At 45.2% G+C, this 18,234-nt stretch carries 15 protein-coding genes and 4 tRNA genes; 17 read left to right on the top strand and 2 right to left on the bottom strand.

The genetic code is table 11. The features are described from left to right. Positions 1-228: 228 nt before the first annotated feature. Together BN102_RS00250 and BN102_RS00245 are read right to left on the bottom strand one after the other, a co-directional pair. Positions 229-765, bottom strand: a complete 537-nt coding sequence (locus tag BN102_RS00250; RefSeq protein ID WP_021311211.1) for a gamma carbonic anhydrase family protein — start codon at positions 763-765, stop codon at positions 229-231. Positions 766-768: 3 nt separating this feature from the next. Next, positions 769-2,553, bottom strand: coding sequence for an aminopeptidase P family protein (locus BN102_RS00245; RefSeq protein WP_019207033.1), 1,785 nt, complete (start codon positions 2,551-2,553; stop codon positions 769-771). Between the two features lie 164 nt (positions 2,554-2,717). Between BN102_RS00245 and rpsU the strand changes: the two genes are divergently transcribed. The 17 genes from rpsU (at position 2,718) to BN102_RS00160 (ending at position 18,083) form a co-directional block, all read left to right on the top strand. Then, entirely contained in the window at positions 2,718-2,909 is a 192-nt protein-coding gene (gene rpsU / locus BN102_RS00240; protein ID WP_019207032.1) for a 30S ribosomal protein S21, read from the top strand. 73 nt (positions 2,910-2,982) lie between these two features. After that, positions 2,983-3,864: a tyrosine-type recombinase/integrase gene (locus BN102_RS00235; RefSeq protein WP_019207031.1), complete on the top strand. Its 882-nt coding sequence runs from the start codon at positions 2,983-2,985 to the stop codon at positions 3,862-3,864. A gap of 13 nt (positions 3,865-3,877) precedes the next feature. Continuing rightward, a complete protein-coding gene (gene hpf, locus BN102_RS00230) occupies positions 3,878-4,177 on the top strand; it encodes a ribosome hibernation-promoting factor, HPF/YfiA family (protein WP_021311188.1) in 300 nt (99 codons plus the stop codon). Positions 4,178-4,371: 194 nt separating this feature from the next. Beyond that, positions 4,372-4,454 (top strand) — tRNA-Tyr (locus BN102_RS00225). 25 nt (positions 4,455-4,479) lie between these two features. Next, a tRNA-Gly gene (locus BN102_RS00220) sits at positions 4,480-4,552 on the top strand. A 9-nt stretch (positions 4,553-4,561) separates the two neighbouring features. Beyond that, positions 4,562-4,633, top strand: a tRNA-Thr gene (locus BN102_RS00215). Positions 4,634-4,691: 58 nt separating this feature from the next. Then, on the top strand, positions 4,692-5,885 hold the full coding sequence (tuf, locus tag BN102_RS00210) for an elongation factor Tu (RefSeq protein ID WP_019207029.1): 1,194 nt from the start codon (positions 4,692-4,694) through the stop codon (positions 5,883-5,885). A 48-nt stretch (positions 5,886-5,933) separates the two neighbouring features. Further along, positions 5,934-6,006: transfer RNA gene (locus tag BN102_RS00205), tRNA-Trp, on the top strand. A gap of 15 nt (positions 6,007-6,021) precedes the next feature. Further along, the gene (gene secE, locus BN102_RS00200; protein WP_019207028.1) at positions 6,022-6,216 is read left to right on the top strand and encodes a preprotein translocase subunit SecE; all 195 of its coding nucleotides are present in this window, start codon (positions 6,022-6,024) and stop codon (positions 6,214-6,216) included. Positions 6,217-6,226: 10 nt separating this feature from the next. Beyond that, positions 6,227-6,769: a transcription termination/antitermination protein NusG gene (nusG, locus tag BN102_RS00195; RefSeq protein ID WP_019207027.1), complete on the top strand. Its 543-nt coding sequence runs from the start codon at positions 6,227-6,229 to the stop codon at positions 6,767-6,769. A 55-nt stretch (positions 6,770-6,824) separates the two neighbouring features. Then, positions 6,825-7,271 carry a 50S ribosomal protein L11 gene (rplK, locus tag BN102_RS00190; RefSeq protein ID WP_019207026.1) on the top strand — a complete coding sequence of 149 codons (447 nt, stop codon included), beginning with the start codon at positions 6,825-6,827 and terminating at the stop codon, positions 7,269-7,271. A gap of 15 nt (positions 7,272-7,286) precedes the next feature. Beyond that, positions 7,287-7,994, top strand: a complete 708-nt coding sequence (gene rplA, locus BN102_RS00185; RefSeq protein WP_019207025.1) for a 50S ribosomal protein L1 — start codon at positions 7,287-7,289, stop codon at positions 7,992-7,994. A 15-nt stretch (positions 7,995-8,009) separates the two neighbouring features. Beyond that, on the top strand, positions 8,010-8,528 hold the full coding sequence (gene rplJ / locus BN102_RS00180) for a 50S ribosomal protein L10 (protein WP_019207024.1): 519 nt from the start codon (positions 8,010-8,012) through the stop codon (positions 8,526-8,528). Positions 8,529-8,573: 45 nt separating this feature from the next. Next, positions 8,574-8,948, top strand: coding sequence for a 50S ribosomal protein L7/L12 (rplL, locus tag BN102_RS00175; RefSeq protein ID WP_019207023.1), 375 nt, complete (start codon positions 8,574-8,576; stop codon positions 8,946-8,948). A gap of 100 nt (positions 8,949-9,048) precedes the next feature. Beyond that, on the top strand, positions 9,049-12,861 hold the full coding sequence (rpoB, locus tag BN102_RS00170) for a DNA-directed RNA polymerase subunit beta (protein ID WP_036786861.1): 3,813 nt from the start codon (positions 9,049-9,051) through the stop codon (positions 12,859-12,861). A 30-nt stretch (positions 12,862-12,891) separates the two neighbouring features. After that, on the top strand, positions 12,892-17,226 hold the full coding sequence (gene rpoC / locus BN102_RS00165) for a DNA-directed RNA polymerase subunit beta' (RefSeq protein ID WP_019207021.1): 4,335 nt from the start codon (positions 12,892-12,894) through the stop codon (positions 17,224-17,226). Positions 17,227-17,735: 509 nt separating this feature from the next. Continuing rightward, positions 17,736-18,083: a DUF3467 domain-containing protein gene (locus BN102_RS00160; protein WP_035455701.1), complete on the top strand. Its 348-nt coding sequence runs from the start codon at positions 17,736-17,738 to the stop codon at positions 18,081-18,083. Positions 18,084-18,234 lie beyond the last annotated feature (151 nt).

The following is an 18,234-nucleotide window of genomic DNA, read 5'->3' as shown; positions in this document are numbered from 1 at the left end:
CGAGCTCGTGATTGAACCGGGGGGCGGAATTTTGCCGACAGAGGATGCACTTCGCCTGTTCGGTCGGAAATCATTGATTCCATGATATTAGGATAGATGTGTTTTCTCGTTGAAAGCTCTTTTTCGAGTTCTTGGCAGTAGTCAGTTTCCGTCGGAATTTCTTTTTAAATGGTGTGGTACAAACTGCTTTTAGAGGCTCGATACGCGGTTTGTTTTTCCTCTTTGGAGCTATCTTTGTTTTTCCGTTTCGTCTTCTTTAAACCACTCCTTGTACATCAGGTATCCCTGCGTGGTCTTGGCATTTATGCGGGCTATTTCCTCCTCAGGGAGCTTCTTGATAAATTTGGCGGGAACTCCTGCCCAAAGGGTGTGCGGCTCGATCATTGTTTTGCTCAATACCAGCGAGCCTGCGCCGACGATGGCTCCTTCGCCGACTTCTGCGAAATCGAGGATGGTGGAACCCATTCCGATGAGGGCGCCTTTTTTCACCTTGGCTCCATGAACGGTTACATTGTGCCCGACGGAGACATCATCTTCGATTTCGACCATCGACCGTTGATAGAGGGTGTGCAAGACAGTCCCATCCTGAATATTGACTCGGTTGCCCAATCGAATGGGGTTGACGTCGCCACGCAGGACGGCTCCGTACCAAATGCTGCAGTCGTCACCCATCATCACGTCGCCGATAATCGTTGCGTTTTCAGCTAAAAAACAATTTTTTCCCATCGTAGGCGCAAAGCCTCTTACTTTTCGTATGATTGCCATCTTTTAACGTGTTAAAGGTGAAGTGGCTTCCTTCAGCCAGGTCCGTTCTTCAGCGTCGAGCGAAAGAAATAATTTTTTGTAAACCATTGCATGGTAATTGTTCAGCCATGTCAATTCTTCGTCAGTGAGCATTTCGACGAGGATGGGCTCTTTACTGATCGGGCAGAGGGTGAGCGGTTCGAATTGGAGGAATTTTCCGAATTCCGTTTCCATCGCCGGCACGATGAGCAACGTATTTTCGATACGCACTCCGTGGCGATTGGGTTTGTAGATGCCGGGCTCGTCCGTCAGCGTCATGCCGGCTTGAAGAACGGTTGGCATATAGTTCATTCGCAACTGGTGGGGGCCTTCGTGAACGCAAAGGTACGCGCCCACTCCGTGTCCTGTGCCGTGCAGGTAGTTGATACCGTCTTTGCACATCGGGAGGCGGGCCAGGAAGTCTAACTGGGTTCCGCACGTACCTTCTGGGAATACGGCATTTTGGATTTGCAGATGCCCTTTTAGAACCAGTGTGTAATCTCGCTTCTCCTCGTCCGTGAGGGGCCCTAAGGGGATAGTCCGCGTAATGTCGGTCGTGCCATCCAGGTATTGAGCGCCGCTGTCGAGCAACAAGAAGCCTCTTGGTTCAAGCGGTATATCCGTTTCCGCAGTAGGTTCGTAGTGCACGATCGCCCCGTGAGCGCCGTAGCCGGCGATAGTATCGAAGCTGATCCCTTTGAAATCAGCTTGCTCCGCACGGAAAGCGGTCAAGGTGCTGTCTACCGAACATTCGGTCTCGCGGCCTTTTTGCATAGCTTCTTCCAGCCAGATCAAGAATTTGACCATGGCTACCCCGTCTTTTCGCATGGCGTTGTGGAAACCTTCGATCTCAACAGCATTCTTCACGGTTTTGAATACCCCGGTGGGAGGGGTGATCCGCTCGACTTCCCGACAAGCATGCACGGCTGTTAAGGTCAGCGCCAGGTTCAGGTTCGGGGCAATCTGCAAGATGCCTTCGGCGTTTTTCAGATCCTCTTTTACCGACTCGTACGGCTTGATTTCAATCTCATTTGTTGTCAGGTAGGCCAAAACGTCCGGAGTGAGTTTCACCTTATTTATATATAGGACGGTCTTCGAATCGGAAATATAAAGGTAACTGATGAACACCGGATTGCAGTGAACGTCGTTTCCGCGGAGATTTAGCGTCCAGGCGATGTCGTCCAATGCTGACAATAGGATGCTGTCACAACGATTTTCATGGATAGCCTGCAGAATTTGAGCGATTTTTTCTCGCGTCGACCGGCCCGTGTATCGAAGATCGTGCAGAACGACCGGATCGGTCGGAATTGCCGGCCGGTTTTCCCAAATGGCATCGAAAGGGTCGGGGATTACTTTCAAAGTAATGCCTTTCGTTTTGCACTCATGTTCAATTTCTTCTTTTAATGAACATTGATTGACCCATCCGTCAAGGCCGATCGTATCTCCCGCCTTCAACACGTTGCTCAACCATTCGGCGGGAGTCGGTATCCCCGGAATTTTCTCTTTGAAGAGCGTTATATTGCTGCCCCTCAATTGAGAGGTAGCTTGCAGGAAGTATCTCGAATCTGTCCAGAGCCCGGCAGCATGGAGGGTGATGACGGCGGTTCCGGCTGATCCGGTAAAACCGGTTAACCACTTGCGGGCTTCCCAGTGAGGGGCTACATACTCGCTGCTGTGAGGGTCGGTAGTGGGGACGATGAATGCGCTTATCCCCTCTTTTCGCATGACTTCGCGCAAGGCGCTTATTCTTTTCCTTATCTCTGATTCCATGAATTGGACGATTAAGTAGATTTGAACACAAAGATACGATTTCTCGGATATTTCAATGAAAAAATTACGGGAAGTTTTGTAAATAAAGAAAGTATATGTAATTTTGCCTCACGAATTGCCGAAAATGATATGATTACTAATAAATAAAATTAATTATTGAAAACATGATTGTAGTACCAGTTAAAGAAGGCGAAAACATTGAGAGAGCATTAAAAAAATTCAAGCGAAAATTTGAGAAAACAGGAATTGTCAAAGAATTGAGAGCGAGGCAACAATACGACAAACCCTCCGTTCTGAAGAGATTGGAGAGAGAGCATGCTATTTACATTCAAGGACTTCATCGACAAGAGGATTAAATTCCTCTTTTTTCTTTGAATTATCGAATTCTTTTTCATATATTCGTTGCTGAGAAATAAGAGCAACGTTTGTATGTGGAGAGAATCCTTTTTGAATTATCTGAAATTGGAACGGAACTATTCTGTCTTAACTGTCAACAGTTACAGAATAGATTTGGAACAATTTGAAATATATTTGAAAGGTATTGGCAGGGGGATCGATGATATTACTGTAGACGGCGATATTGTCAGGAATTGGATCGTCTTCCTGATGGACGAGAAGATGACGTCTGCTTCTGTTAACCGAAAATTAAGTTCCTTACGTTCGTTTTATCGTTTCTTGTTGAGAAAGGGAATTATAGAAAGCGATCCTACGAGAAAGGTCGTAGGGCCGAAGAAGAAGAAAGCGCTACCCGTCTTTTTAAGAGAGAAAGAGATGGATAGATTATTGGACGATATCCCTTTCAACGAGGACTTTGAAGGTTGCAGAGATAAAATGATTATCGAAATGTTTTATGACACTGGTATAAGGCGTTCGGAACTGATCGGACTGAATGATGCGGATGTCGATTTTTCTACCTTATTAATTAAGGTGACGGGAAAGAGGGATAAGCAGCGATTCATTCCTTTCGGCGAAGCTTTGAAAGAAAAACTTTTGTCGTATCTCGAAACGAGGGACAAAACCGTAGCGAAACGTTGTGAAGCATTTTTTGTTCGAAAAAACGGAGAACGGCTTTATGCCGGTCTGGTCTATAATTTAGTGAAACGAAACCTTTCGAAAGTCGTGACGTTGAAGAAGAGAAGTCCCCATGTGCTAAGGCATACTTTTGCCACCAATATGCTGAATAATAACGCTGCATTAGGTGCCGTGAAAGAACTGTTAGGCCATGGGAGTTTAACTACGACAGAAATCTATACACATACGACTTTTGAAGAATTAAAGAAAGTTTATGAACAAGCTCATCCAAGAGCATAAAAAGGAGGTATTTATGGAAGTTAGAATTCAAGCTATTCATTTCGATGCATCTGAAAAACTTCAGAATTTCATCCAAAAGAAAACTGCTAAGTTGGAAAAGTATTGTGATCATATAAATAAGGTGGAAGTGTCATTAAAGGTCGTAAAGCCGGAGACTGCCAACAACAAAGAAGCTAGTATCAAAGTCTTGGCACTGAATGGCGAGTTTTTTGCAGAAAAAGTCAGCAATACCTTCGAGGAATCCGTCGATGTCTGTCTCGAAGCATTGTTTAAACAATTAACCAAAGCAAAAGAAAAACTTCGCGGCAAATAAAAAAAACATAAAAGTTTTTGATATAAGAAATATTTGGTTAACTTTGCAGCCGCTTAACTCTCTAAAGAGGAAAGAACGGTTGCAAAGTTAGGACAAGCCTCTTTAACTCGGCAGGCCAAAGCATGTGACGTGTAATTTCGGGGGCGTTGGTTCGAATCCCACAATGAGATTCCGGAGTTAAAGGTGAGTTTATTGGGCAAATACCAGAGTGGCCAAATGGGGCAGACTGTAAATCTGCTGGTTTATACCTTCGGTGGTTCGAATCCATCTTTGCCCACGGGTTGAAAACAGTCTTTATCATTGCGGAAGTAGCTCAGTTGATAGAGCATTAGCCTTCCAAGCTGAGGGTCGCGGGTTTGAGTCCCGTCTTCCGCTCTTTTAATTGCTGTTATAGCTCAGTGGTAGAGCACTTCCTTGGTAAGGAAGAGGTCCCGAGTTCAACTCTCGGTAACAGCTCAGAGTGAGGGAGATATATTGATTACTAATCAAATAAATAACAATAACAAGTAAAGCTATGGCTAAAGAGAAATTTGAACGTACGAAACCACATGTTAACATTGGTACGATTGGTCACGTTGACCACGGGAAAACCACTTTGACTGCTGCCATTACCAAAGTTTTGGCTGAAAGAGGTTTCTCAAAGAAGGATGAGGTCAAATCATTCGATCAGATCGATAATGCTCCCGAAGAGAAGGAACGCGGTATTACGATTAATACTTCTCATGTGGAGTATGAAACTGCAAATCGGCACTATGCGCACGTAGACTGTCCGGGACATGCCGACTACGTAAAGAACATGGTTACGGGTGCTGCTCAGATGGACGGCGCTATCATTGTAGTTGCTGCTACCGACGGCCCGATGCCTCAGACACGCGAGCACATCCTTTTGGCTCGTCAGGTAAACGTTCCCCGTCTGGTTGTATTTCTGAACAAATGCGATATGGTGGAAGATGAAGAAATGTTGGAGCTGGTAGAAATGGAAATGCGTGAATTGCTTTCTTTCTACGGGTATGACGGAGATAATACTCCGATCATTCGCGGCTCGGCATTAGGTGCTTTAAACGGCGTTAAGGAATGGGAAGACAAAGTGATAGAGTTGATGGATGCTGTAGATACTTGGATTCCATTGCCGCAACGCGATAAAGATAAACCTTTCTTGATGCCTGTGGAGGATATTTTCTCCATCACCGGTCGCGGTACTGTAGCTACGGGGCGTATTGAAACCGGTGTCGTGAAGATTGGTGACGAAGTTCAGATCCTCGGGCTGGGGGAAGATAAGAAGTCTGTCGTTACCGGTGTGGAGATGTTTCGTAAACTGTTGGACGAAGGCGAAGCGGGCGATAATGTCGGATTGTTACTTCGCGGAATTGATAAGAATGAAATTAAACGCGGTATGATCCTTTGCCATCCGGGTCAAGTCAAAGCCCATGCTAAATTTAAAGCAGAGGTTTATATCTTGAAGAAAGAAGAAGGCGGACGTCATACTCCATTCCATAATAAGTACCGTCCTCAGTTCTATATTCGTACCATGGACTGTACGGGCGAGATCAGTCTCCCGGAAGGCGTAGAAATGGTAATGCCCGGCGACAATGTCACGATCAACGTAGAACTGATTTATCCGGTTGCGTTGAATGTAGGTCTTCGCTTCGCTATTCGCGAAGGTGGACGCACTGTCGGTGCAGGTCAGATCACGGCGCTTGAAGATTGATATTCTATATCTATCGGTTCTCACTATTTTTGTTGAGAACCGATTTATACGGGAGTGGCTCAGTTGGTAGAGCATCGGTCTCCAAAACCGAGGGTCGGGAGTTCGAGTCTCTCCTCCCGTGCTAATTGTTGTGACTATGTATCAGAGAATTGTCAATTATTGCAAAGAATCTTATAACGAATTAGTCCATAAAACGACATGGCCTACTCGTAAGGAATTGTCTAACAGCGCAGTGGTTGTTTTATATGCTTCCCTACTCATTGCGTTGGTCGTATTTCTGATGGATTCCGTCTTCCAATTTTTCATGGAAGATATCATTTATCCGCATTAATCCTGGTGAAATGTCTGAGATTGAGAAAAAATGGTATGTTTTGCGTGCCGTCAGTGGTAAGGAAAACAAAGTCAAAGAATATATCGAAGCGGATATAAAAAACGGAGACTTTGGCAATTACGTCTCTCAGGTATTGATCCCGACGGAGAAAGTACATCAAATCCGGAACAGTAAGAAAGTAGTGAAGGAGAAAAATTATCTCCCGGGCTATGTTCTTGTCGAAGCTGCATTAGTGGGGGAGATCCCTCATCTGTTGAGGAACGTTCCCAACGTCTTGGGCTTCTTAGGCGGCATGGAAAATCCCACGCCACTTCGTTCATCGGAAATCAGTAGAATACTTGGTACGGTAGATGAACTTCGAGAAGGAGGAGAGGAACCGATGATTCCTTATGTAATTGGAGATGCTGTGAAAGTGACTGTTGGCCCTTTTAACGGATTTAGTGGAACCATTGAAGACGTGAATAGGGATAAACGGAAACTGAAAGTGATGGTCAAGATCTTCGGACGTAAGACTCCTGTAGAACTTGGCTTTATGGACGTGGAGAAAGAATAAGGCAGATGTTACATGCCCTTCTTTCGGTATATATTAATAATTAATTATAAACAAAATGGCTAAAGAAGTTGCTGGATTAATCAAATTACAGATTAAAGGAGGAGCTGCTAATCCATCGCCTCCCGTAGGGCCGGCTTTAGGTTCTAAGGGGATCAATATTATGGATTTTTGCAAGCAATTCAATGCCAGAACTCAGGATAAGGCAGGTAAAATCTTGCCTGTCATTATCACTTACTACGCGGACAAGTCTTTTGATTTCATCGTTAAGACTCCTCCTGTCGCAGTACAGTTGTTAGAAATGGCAAAGATTAAGAAAGGTTCTGGAGAACCGAACCGTAACAAGGTGGCGCAATTGACTTGGGACCAAATTCGTACCATCGCCCAAGACAAGATGGTCGATTTGAACTGCTTTACGGTAGAGTCGGCGATGACGATGGTAGCTGGTACGGCCCGAAGTATGGGTATTGCCGTAAAAGGTGAATTCCCGAGTAATAATCAATAAACTTCAATTATCATAATGAGTAAACTGACAAAAAATCAAAAGTTGGCTGCAGGGAAAATTGAAGCAGGGAAAGCATACTCACTCAATGAAGCTGCTAAACTTTTAAAAGAAATCACTTTTACGAAGTTTGACGCTTCTGTCGATATTGCAGTGCGTTTAGGCGTAGATCCTCGGAAAGCTAATCAGATGGTGCGTGGAGTGGTTTCATTACCCCACGGAACGGGCAAACAAGTTCGAGTTTTAGTACTTGTGGCACCTGATACTGAAATTGCTGCTGCCGCCAAAGAAGCTGGTGCCGACTATGTTGGTCTGGATGAATATATTGAAAAGATCAAAGGAGGATGGACAGATGTGGACGTGATCATCACCCAGCCGTCGAATATGGGAAAGATCGGTGCTCTGGGCCGTATTCTCGGCCCTCGTGGATTAATGCCTAATCCGAAGAGTGGTACGGTTACTATGGATGTTGCCAAGGCTGTGCAAGAAGTTAAGCAAGGTAAGATTGATTTTAAGGTTGATAAAACCGCTATCATTCATACTTCCATTGGGAAGGTGAGTTTTACGGCCGAACAGATTGTAGATAATGCTCGTCTGTTCATTGATACAATTATCAAATTGAAACCGACAGCAGCTAAAGGTACTTATATGAAGAGCATTTATCTTTCGACAACAATGAGCAAAGGCATCAAGATTGATCCGAAAGCTGTTGCCGAAAACCAATAACGGAGGAAGGAAGTCATGAAAAAGGAAGATAAAAGCATTATTATAAGTCAACTCTCGGAAACCATCAAAAAATATGGTCATTTCTATTTGATCGATGTGACTGCCATGAATGCAGAAGCTACGGCTCAACTTAGGAGAAGATGTTTTGAAGTGGGCGTAAAATTGGTTGTGGTGAAGAATTCTTTATTTCACAGAGCTCTCTTGAGCATGGAGGATGTGGATTATTCACCCTTATTCGATTCTTTGAAAGGCAACACGGGAGTGATGTTTGCAGAAGTAGCAAATGTTCCTGCCAAGCTCTTGAAAGAATACAAGGATACCAATCCTACTTTAAAGGGTGCCTATGCCGAAGAAGGAATATACGTTGGAGCAGATCAATTAAATACGCTGGCTAATATTAAGAGTAAGAGCGAAGTGATTGCTGATATCGTTGCATTGTTGCAATCTCCGATTAAGAACGTCGTTTCCACTCTTCAATCAGGAGCAAATACTATTCATGGGGTGCTCGAAACGCTAAGTAAGCGCCCCGAATAATAATTATCAATCAATTTAGTAACAAACAATTAAATTTATACTGAAATGGCAGATTTAAAAGCTATTGCTGAACAATTAGTTAACTTGACAGTTAAGGAAGTGAATGAACTTGCAACTATCCTTAAAGACGAATATGGTATTGAACCGGCTGCTGCAGCTGTCGCTGTTGCCGCTCCCGTTGCTGCGGGGGAGACAGCCGCTGAGGAAAAAACTTCTTTTGATGTGGTATTGAAAGAAGCAGGTGCTGCTAAACTGAAAGTCATTAAAGTGGTGAAAGAGGAATGTGGTCTTGGATTGAAAGAAGCCAAAGACTTGGTTGACGGTGCTCCTAGTACTCTGAAAGAAGGCTTGTCTAAAGACGATGCCGAAGCGCTTAAAGCAAAAATCGAAGCAGAGGGTGCAACGGTTGAACTTAAGTAAAAATCCCTGTTTGTCAGGATATTTCGGTTAAGAATTCTCTCAGAGAATTCTTAACCTTTTTGCGTTTTTATTCGTATCGTTCTTTTAATCTTTATAGCAAATGTCTTCAAATACAGAAAACAAAAGAATTAGCTTTGCTTCTATCCAGAATCCGATGCCTTATCCGGATTTTTTAGAAGTACAATTGAAGTCATTCCAAGACTTTTTACAATTGGATACTCCTCCTGAGAAAAGAAAGAAAGATGGATTGTATCAGGTTTTTGCAGAGAATTTCCCCATCGCCGATACCCGTAATAATTTTGTTCTCGAATTTTTGGATTATTATATCGATCCGCCTGCTTATTCTATAGAGGATTGTTTGGAGCGCGGTCTTACCTACAGTGTACCATTGAAAGCCAAACTCAAGCTTTATTGTACGGATCCTGATCATGAGGATTTTGATACGGTTGTTCAAGATGTCTATTTGGGGCCTATCCCTTATATGACGCCACAGGGCACTTTTGTCATCAATGGGGCGGAACGTGTTGTCGTTTCTCAGTTGCACCGTTCTCCGGGCGTGTTTTTCGGACAGAGCATTCATGCTAACGGCACCAAGTTGTATTCGGCTCGTATCATTCCTTTCAAAGGCTCATGGATCGAGTTTGCAACGGATATAAACAGCGTGATGTATGCGTATATCGACCGTAAGAAAAAATTGCCTGTCACCACCTTGTTGCGTGCTGTCGGGTTCGAAACGGATAAAGATATTCTGGAAATATTTAATCTTGCCGAAGAGGTAAAAGTTAATAAGACGAATTTAAAGAAATTAGTGGGCAAGAAATTAGCCGCCCGTGTTTTGAAGACTTGGACCGAGGATTTTGTCGATGAAGACACCGGAGAGGTGGTTTCTATCGAACGCAATGAAGTCATTATCGATCGAGAAACAGTGTTGACTGCGGAACATGTTGAGGAAATTATCGATTCCAACGTTCCAACGATTCTGATTCATAAGGACGAAGCGAATTCATCGGACTATTCTATTATATTTAATACTCTTCAGAAAGATCCGAGCAATTCGGAAAAAGAGGCTGTACTTTATATCTATCGACAATTGCGAAATGCCGACCCGGCTGACGATGCCAGTGCTCGCGAGGTTATTAACAATTTATTCTTTTCTGAAAAGAGGTATGATCTCGGGGAAGTGGGCCGCTACAGGATCAATAAGAAATTGGGTTTAACTACGGATGTAGATGTCAAAGTGCTGACCAAACAGGATATTATTGAAATCATTAAATATCTGATTGAATTGATCAATTCGAAAGCGGATGTAGACGATATCGATCATTTGAGTAACCGACGCGTCCGTACTGTCGGCGAACAGCTTTCCAACCAGTTTGCTATCGGTTTGGCTCGCATGGCGCGTACGATTCGCGAACGTATGAATGTTCGTGATAACGAAGTGTTTACTCCCGTTGATCTGATCAATGCAAAGACCATATCCTCAGTCATTAATTCTTTCTTTGGAACAAATGCCTTGTCGCAGTTTATGGACCAGACGAATCCTTTGGCTGAGATTACCCATAAGCGTCGTATGTCGGCTTTAGGCCCTGGCGGCTTAACTCGTGAGCGTGCCGGATTCGAAGTCCGAGATGTACACTATACTCATTATGGCCGTTTGTGCCCTATCGAAACTCCTGAGGGGCCTAATATCGGTTTGATCTCTTCGCTGTGCGTTTATGCGAAGATTAATAATTTAGGGTTCATTGTGACTCCTTATCGTAAAATTATGGATGGAAAAGTCGATCTGTCCGACGAAGGAATTCGCTACTACACCGCAGAGGAGGAGGAAGATAAGATTATTGCACAGGGAAACGCTCCTTTGAATGAGGATGGAGATTTTGTTCGCGATAGGGTGAAAGCTCGTCAGGATGCCGATTATCCTGTCGTTTCACCTACCCAGATCGATTTGATGGACGTATCTCCACAGCAGATCGCATCGATCGCTGCTTCTTTAATTCCGTTTTTGGAACACGACGATGCTAATCGCGCGCTCATGGGCTCTAACATGATGCGCCAAGCTGTACCTCTGTTGCGTACCGAAGCTCCTATCGTAGGAACGGGTATCGAGAAGCAATTGGCCGAAGATTCTCGTACGCAGATTGCAGCGGAGGGCGATGGAGTTATAGAATTTGTAGATGCTACTACCATTCGTGTGCTGTATGACCGTACGGAAGATGAAGAGTTCGTTAGTTTCGAGTCGGCCCTGAAGGAATATAAAATCCCTAAGTTCCGTCGTACGAACCAAAGTATGACTATTGACCTCCGTCCTATTTGTGCGAAGGGACAGCGTGTTAAGAAAGGTGACATCCTGACTGAAGGTTATTCGACTGCAAACGGTGAACTGGCTTTGGGTAAAAACTTCTTGGTTGCTTATATCCCTTGGAAAGGTTATAACTATGAAGACGCCATCGTCTTGAATGAACGGGTAGTCCGTGAAGACCTTTTGACTTCCATCCATGTCGATGAATATGTGTTGGAAGTTCGTGAGACGAAACGAGGTATGGAGGAGTTTACCTCCGATATCCCAAATGTGAGTGAAGAAGCGACCAAGGATTTGGATGATAACGGTATCGTCCGTATCGGCGCTCGTGTTCAGCCGGGTGACATCTTGATCGGCAAAATCACTCCCAAAGGGGAATCCGACCCTTCTCCGGAGGAAAAATTATTGCGCGCCATTTTCGGCGATAAAGCCGGTGACGTAAAGGATGCTTCGTTGAAAGCTTCTCCTTCGTTACACGGTGTAGTCATCGGTAAACGATTATTCTCCCGTGCAGTGAAAACACGTAGCGAAAAAACTTCGGATAAGGCTTTAATGCCGAAGTTGGATGAAGAATTCAAAGCAAAGGCGGATGAACTGAAAGGCGTCTTGGTTGAAAAGTTGTTGGCGCTTACTAACGGCAAAGTTTCACAAGGTGTGAAGGATTATACCGGTGCGGATGTTATCGCCAAGGGAGCTAAATTCAATAAAGGCGTTTTGGAGAATCTGGATTATGAAACTGTTCAGTTGAATAAATGGACGACAGATGCTCATAAAAACAACATGATCCGAGATTTGGTCATGAATTACTTGAAAAAGTATAAGGAAATGGATGCGGAACTGAAGCGCAAGAAATTTGCTCTCACTATAGGCGATGAACTTCCTTCAGGAGTTATCCAGATGGCGAAAGTATATATCGCAAAGAAACGCAAGATCGGTGTCGGAGACAAGATGGCCGGCCGTCATGGAAATAAAGGCATTGTATCGAGAGTTGTCCGTCAGGAAGATATGCCGTTCTTAGCGGACGGTACCCCGGTAGATATTTGTTTGAACCCGTTGGGTGTACCTTCCCGCATGAATATCGGACAGATATTCGAAGCTGTGTTAGGACGCGTAGGGAAAACCTTAGGACTGAAGTTTGCAACTCCTATTTTCGATGGTGCCACATTGGACGATTTGGATAAGTGGACGGATAAAGCAGATCTTTCACATTATTGCAAAACAGATTTGTACGATGGTGAGACCGGTGAGAAATTCGACCAGCCTGCCACTGTGGGCGTAGCTTATATGTTGAAGTTGGGACACATGGTCGAAGATAAGATGCATGCCCGTTCCATTGGGCCGTACTCCCTCATTACTCAGCAACCTTTGGGCGGCAAGGCGCAGTTTGGCGGCCAGCGTTTTGGAGAAATGGAGGTTTGGGCGCTCGAAGCATTTGGCGCGTCGCACGTGCTACAGGAGATTTTGACGATCAAGTCGGATGACGTAAATGGACGTTCGAAAGCTTACGAAGCGATTGTCAAGGGAGAACCGATGCCTACGCCCGGCATTCCTGAATCGTTGAACGTGTTATTGCATGAATTGAAGGGCTTAGGTTTAAGTATCCGTCTTGAATAATTTTAAATAACTCTTTACAAGATAATTAATATGGCTTTTAGAAAAGAAAATAAGCTAAAGAGTAATTTCTCGAAGATTTCCATCGGATTAGCTTCTCCGGAAGAAATCTTGGAAAATTCGTACGGTGAGGTGTTAAAACCTGAGACGATTAACTATCGTACGTATAAACCGGAAAGAGATGGACTGTTTTGCGAACGTATCTTCGGACCGGTAAAGGACTATGAATGTGCTTGCGGTAAGTATAAGCGCATTCGTTACAAAGGTATTGTCTGTGACCGTTGCGGTGTGGAAGTAACGGAGAAGAAGGTTCGTCGCGAACGTTCGGGACATATTCAATTGGTCGTTCCCGTCGCACATATTTGGTATTTCCGTTCGTTGCCCAATAAGATTGGGTATTTGCTCGGGTTGCCGACCAAGAAATTGGATTCCATCATCTATTACGAACGTTATGTGGTTATTCGCCCCGGAGCGGCTGCCGACCAAGGCATTCAGAAATTCGATTTACTTTTGGAGGATGAATACCTCGATTTATTGGATAAATTGCCTAAAGACAATCAGTATTTGGAAGATACGGATCCGAACAAGTTCATCGCTAAGATGGGAGGGGAAGCGTTATTAGACCTCTTGTCTGAAATCGACTTGGATGCCTTGTCGTATGAATTGCGCGATAAGGCGAACAACGATTCTTCCCAGCAACGTAAAAACGAAGCCTTGAAACGCTTGCAGGTTGTGGAAGCATTCCGTGCTTCTCGCGGACGGAATAAACCGGAGTGGATGATTATGCGCATCATTCCGGTTATTCCGCCGGATTTACGCCCTTTGGTTCCGTTGGATGGCGGTCGTTTTGCTACTTCCGATTTGAATGATTTGTATCGTCGCGTTATTATTCGCAATAACCGGCTGAAGCGCTTGATCGAAATCAAAGCGCCCGAAGTGATTCTACGTAATGAGAAACGTATGTTGCAGGAAGCCGTCGATTCTTTGTTTGATAATTCGCGTAAGTCGAGCGCTGTCAAGAGCGAAGCCAATCGCCCATTGAAATCGCTTTCCGACAGTTTGAAAGGCAAGCAAGGGCGTTTTCGTCAGAATTTGTTAGGCAAGCGCGTGGACTACTCCGCTCGTTCCGTCATTGTGGTCGGACCGGAATTGAAGATGGGCGAATGCGGTTTGCCTAAGCTGATGGCTGCAGAATTGTATAAACCTTTTATTATTCGCAAACTGATAGAACGCGGTATCGTAAAGACGGTGAAGTCGGCCAAGAAGATCATAGATCGGCGCGAACCGGTCATCTGGGATATCTTGGAGCATGTCATGAAAGGACATCCTGTATTGCTGAACCGCGCTCCTACCTTGCACCGTTTGGGTATTCAGGCTTTCCAGCCTCACATGATCGAAGGAAAGGCCATTCAGTTACATCCCTTAGCATGTACTGCGTTTAATGCCGACTTCGACGGCGATCAGATGGCGGTTCATTTGCCGTTGAGCAATGAAGCTATTTTAGAAGCCCAGCTGTTGATGCTCGAACCTCATAACATTTTGAATCCTGCCAATGGAGCTCCTATTACCGTACCGGCGCAGGATATGGTTCTCGGGCTTTACTATATTACCAAACTGCGGAAAGGAGCCCAGGGCGAAGGTTTGACCTTTTATGGCCCTGAAGAAGCGATCATTGCTTATAACTTGGGCAAAGTGGACATGCATGCCATTATCAGCGTGGTGGTGAAAGACCTGGATAAGGACGGGAATATTGTCGACGTCATGATGAAGGAAACGTCGGTAGGTCGTGTCATCGTGAATCAAATCGTTCCCGAAGAGGTCGGTTATTTGAATACCATTATTTCGAAGAAATCCTTGCGCGATATCATCAGTGAAGTCATCAAGAAGGTTGGTGTCGCCCGCGCCTGCGAATTTTTGGATGGCATTAAGAACCTCGGTTATCGCATGTCGTTCAGAGGCGGTTTATCGTTTAACCTCGAAGACATTATCATCCCGAAAGAAAAGGAAGAGCTCGTTCGGCGCGGAAACGAAGAAGTAGAGCAGATTATGGCTAACTATAACATGGGTTTCATTACTGATAACGAACGTTATAATCAGGTGGTCGATACGTGGACCCATGTAAACGGTGACTTATCCGATATTCTGTATAAGACCATTAAGAATGATGATCAGGGCTTTAATTCCGTGTTCATGATGCTGGACTCCGGCGCACGCGGTTCCAAAGAACAGATCCGTCAGTTGTCGGGGATGCGCGGTTTGATGGCGAAACCGCAGAAAGCGGGTGCAGAAGGAGCTCAGATTATCGAGAATCCGATCTTGTCGAACTTTAAAGAAGGTTTGTCCGTATTGGAGTATTTCATCTCTACTCACGGCGCGCGTAAAGGATTGGCCGATACTGCACTGAAGACGGCGGATGCCGGGTATTTGACCCGACGTCTGGTCGACGTATCCCACGATGTGATTGTAACGGAAGAAGATTGTGGTACGCTTCGCGGCTTGGTTTGCACGGCATTGAAGAATAACGACGAAATCATTGCCACGTTATACGAACGAGTTTTAGGCCGCGTAACCGTACACGATATTATTCATCCTACCACTGGCAAGTTGATTCTTGCCGCAGGCGAGGAAATTACGGAAGATATTGCCCAGGAGATCGAAGATTCTCCTATCGAAAGTGTAGAAATCCGTTCCGTTCTGACTTGCGAGGCCAAGCATGGCGTCTGTGCTAAATGTTACGGACGCAATCTGGCTACCAGCCGGATGGTACAGAAAGGTGAGGCGGTGGGCGTGATCGCTGCACAGTCTATCGGCGAACCGGGTACGCAGTTGACCTTGCGAACCTTCCACGCCGGCGGTATCGCCGGCAACATGGCCGCCGATGCAAGCATCGTCACGAAGAATGACGGACGGTTGGAATTCGACGAACTCCGAACCGTAGATGCGACGGATGATACCGGCGAAATCGTGAAGATCGTTGTCGGTCGATTGGCAGAACTCCGATTGGTGGATATTCATACGGGCATCGTCTTGTCCAGCCATAATATTCCTTACGGTTCGACGTTGTATGCGGCCAATGGCGATACGGTAGAACGGGGAAAGCTCATTGCCAAGTGGGATCCTTTCAATGCCGTCATCATTACCGAAGTTACCGGTAAGATCCGCTTCGACAGCATGGTCGAGAATGTGACCTATGCGGTCGAGTCTGACGAATCTACAGGTTTGCGCGAGATTATTATCATCGAATCGAAGGATCGGACGAAAGTTCCGACTGCCGACGTGGTCGATGCTCAAGGAAACGTGCTTCGTACGTATAATTTCCCCGTAGGAGGCCACATCGTGGTGGAAGACGGTCAGCAAGTGAAGGCTGGGAATATCCTCGTCAAGATTCCGCGAGCGGTAGGGAAGGCCGGCGATATCACCGGCGGTCTGCCTCGCGTCACAGAATTGTTTGAGGCCCGTAACCCGTCCAATCCTGCGATCGTTTCCGAAATCGACGGCGAAATAACCATGGGTAAGATCAAACGCGGGAACCGTGAAATTATCGTCACTTCTAAAACGGGTGAGCAAAAGAAATATCTGGTGAACCTATCTAAACAGATCTTGGTCCAGGAGAACGACTATGTTCGGGCGGGCACCCCGTTGTCGGACGGGGCGATCACGCCGTCGGATATTTTGGCGATCAAAGGTCCTACTGCCGTTCAGGAATATATTGTGAACGAAGTGCAAGATGTCTATCGCCTACAAGGAGTGAAGATTAACGACAAACACTTTGAGATTATCGTTCGTCAGATGATGCGCAAGGTCGAAATCAATGAGCCGGGCGATACGCGTTTTTTGGAACAACAGATTGTGGACAGGCAGGATTTCCGTGATGAAAACGACCGCATTTGGGGAAAGAAAGTCGTGGTCGATCCGGGAGATTCGCAGAATATGCAAGCCGGTCAGATTGTGACTGCTCGCAAGTTACGGGATGAAAATAGTGCGTTGAAACGACGCGACTTGAAATTGGTCGAAGTGCGGGATGCTCTTCCCGCCACATCCACGCAGATTCTGCAAGGTATTACTCGTGCCGCTTTGGGTACGAAGAGTTTCATGTCCGCCGCTTCGTTCCAGGAGACGACAAAAGTATTGAACGAAGCTGCCATCGAAGGAAAAGTCGACTTCCTGGAAGGCATGAAGGAGAATGTGATTACAGGTCACCTGATTCCTGCCGGTACGGGACAACGCGAATACGATAAGTTGATTGTCGGTTCTAAGGAAGAATACGATCGGATCCTGGCCAATCGCAAGAATGTCATCGACTATAACGATGAAGTGAGCGAGGAAAGTGAGAGAAGTTTGGAAGAACGTGTGGTGATGAACCGTTGACAGATCGGCTTTCAGTGCGATAAAAAGGAGATGGCTGCGTCGAAATGAAAGTTTTGGCGCAGCCGTTTCGTTTAGGAGGACGTATCCGGCGGGATAAACAACCTCACCGTTTAGGTCGAAGGACGTATCCAGATAGGTTGGTGGACGTCAAATTTGCCGTTTCGAACCCCGTCGTTGACGTTAGGTAACCTAAGATTTGCCGTTCCGAACCTTGTCGTTGAGGTGGAGGGACCTATCCGGTGCGGTCTTTTATCCCGTCATTGAGGTTAAGGAACCCCGTCATTGACGTTATTGGACTTCAAATTTGGGGTTGGTCGACCTATCCGGATAGGTTATCGGACATCGAATTTGAGGTTAGTCAACGTATCCTTGGTTGTAGTGATGATATCTCATAAGATACCAGTCGTATTTGAATTCTTTCTTCGCCAAAAAGAATAAAGACGCTGCAGATCTCAAATTTAATTGCTATTTTTGTTATTACTTTATAAATGTATAAACAGATAAGAATGATGGAAAATGGAAGAAATGACGACAATGCTCAGTTGCAGATAGAATTGAAAGATGAGGTGGCTCAAGGCACCTATGCCAATTTAGCGATTATTGCCCATTCGAGTTCGGAATTTATCGTAGATTTTGTCCGCGTCATGCCCGGTTTGCCCAAGGCCGGCGTTCAATCTCGGATTATCCTGACTCCGGAACACGCCAAACGTTTGCTTTTTGCCTTGCAGGAGAATATAGCCAAATACGAACGCGCCTTAGGGCCGATCCGTATGCCGGAAAATATTCAAGGAGGATCGAACTCTCCGGATGGGAAAACATTTATTCCGCCGCTAAACGGTTTCAAAGGCGAAGCTTGAGGAACGTCGCTGCGTAAAGGAAATCGAATCAGTCTGTCTTTCGAAAAGTTTTTCAGAAAGACAGGCTAATTTTTGCAAGAAAAATATTGTTTATTAAAATGTTATTGATAACTTTGCAGCCCCAAAAGTATATTTTGGACTTTAATATAGA

Source organism: Phocaeicola abscessus CCUG 55929 (genome assembly GCF_000312445.1).
GTDB classification, from domain to species: domain Bacteria; phylum Bacteroidota; class Bacteroidia; order Bacteroidales; family Bacteroidaceae; genus Phocaeicola; species Phocaeicola abscessus.
This window is presented reverse-complemented; position numbering and strand designations above follow the sequence as displayed.

Coding starts and splice junctions, on each gene's coding strand:
- rpoC (WP_019207021.1), top strand. CDS start 12,892: ATGGCTTTTAGAAAAGAAAATAAGCTAAAGAGTAATTTCTCGAAGATT.
- rplK (WP_019207026.1), top strand. CDS start 6,825: ATGGCTAAAGAAGTTGCTGGATTAATCAAATTACAGATTAAAGGAGGA.
- secE (WP_019207028.1), top strand. CDS start 6,022: ATGTATCAGAGAATTGTCAATTATTGCAAAGAATCTTATAACGAATTA.
- hpf (WP_021311188.1), top strand. CDS start 3,878: ATGGAAGTTAGAATTCAAGCTATTCATTTCGATGCATCTGAAAAACTT.
- rpoB (WP_036786861.1), top strand. CDS start 9,049: ATGTCTTCAAATACAGAAAACAAAAGAATTAGCTTTGCTTCTATCCAG.
- BN102_RS00235 (WP_019207031.1), top strand. CDS start 2,983: ATGTGGAGAGAATCCTTTTTGAATTATCTGAAATTGGAACGGAACTAT.
- rpsU (WP_019207032.1), top strand. CDS start 2,718: ATGATTGTAGTACCAGTTAAAGAAGGCGAAAACATTGAGAGAGCATTA.
- BN102_RS00245 (WP_019207033.1), bottom strand. CDS start 2,553: ATGGAATCAGAGATAAGGAAAAGAATAAGCGCCTTGCGCGAAGTCATG.
- tuf (WP_019207029.1), top strand. CDS start 4,692: ATGGCTAAAGAGAAATTTGAACGTACGAAACCACATGTTAACATTGGT.
- BN102_RS00160 (WP_035455701.1), top strand. CDS start 17,736: ATGGAAAATGGAAGAAATGACGACAATGCTCAGTTGCAGATAGAATTG.
- rplL (WP_019207023.1), top strand. CDS start 8,574: ATGGCAGATTTAAAAGCTATTGCTGAACAATTAGTTAACTTGACAGTT.
- rplA (WP_019207025.1), top strand. CDS start 7,287: ATGAGTAAACTGACAAAAAATCAAAAGTTGGCTGCAGGGAAAATTGAA.
- nusG (WP_019207027.1), top strand. CDS start 6,227: ATGTCTGAGATTGAGAAAAAATGGTATGTTTTGCGTGCCGTCAGTGGT.
- BN102_RS00250 (WP_021311211.1), bottom strand. CDS start 765: ATGGCAATCATACGAAAAGTAAGAGGCTTTGCGCCTACGATGGGAAAA.
- rplJ (WP_019207024.1), top strand. CDS start 8,010: ATGAAAAAGGAAGATAAAAGCATTATTATAAGTCAACTCTCGGAAACC.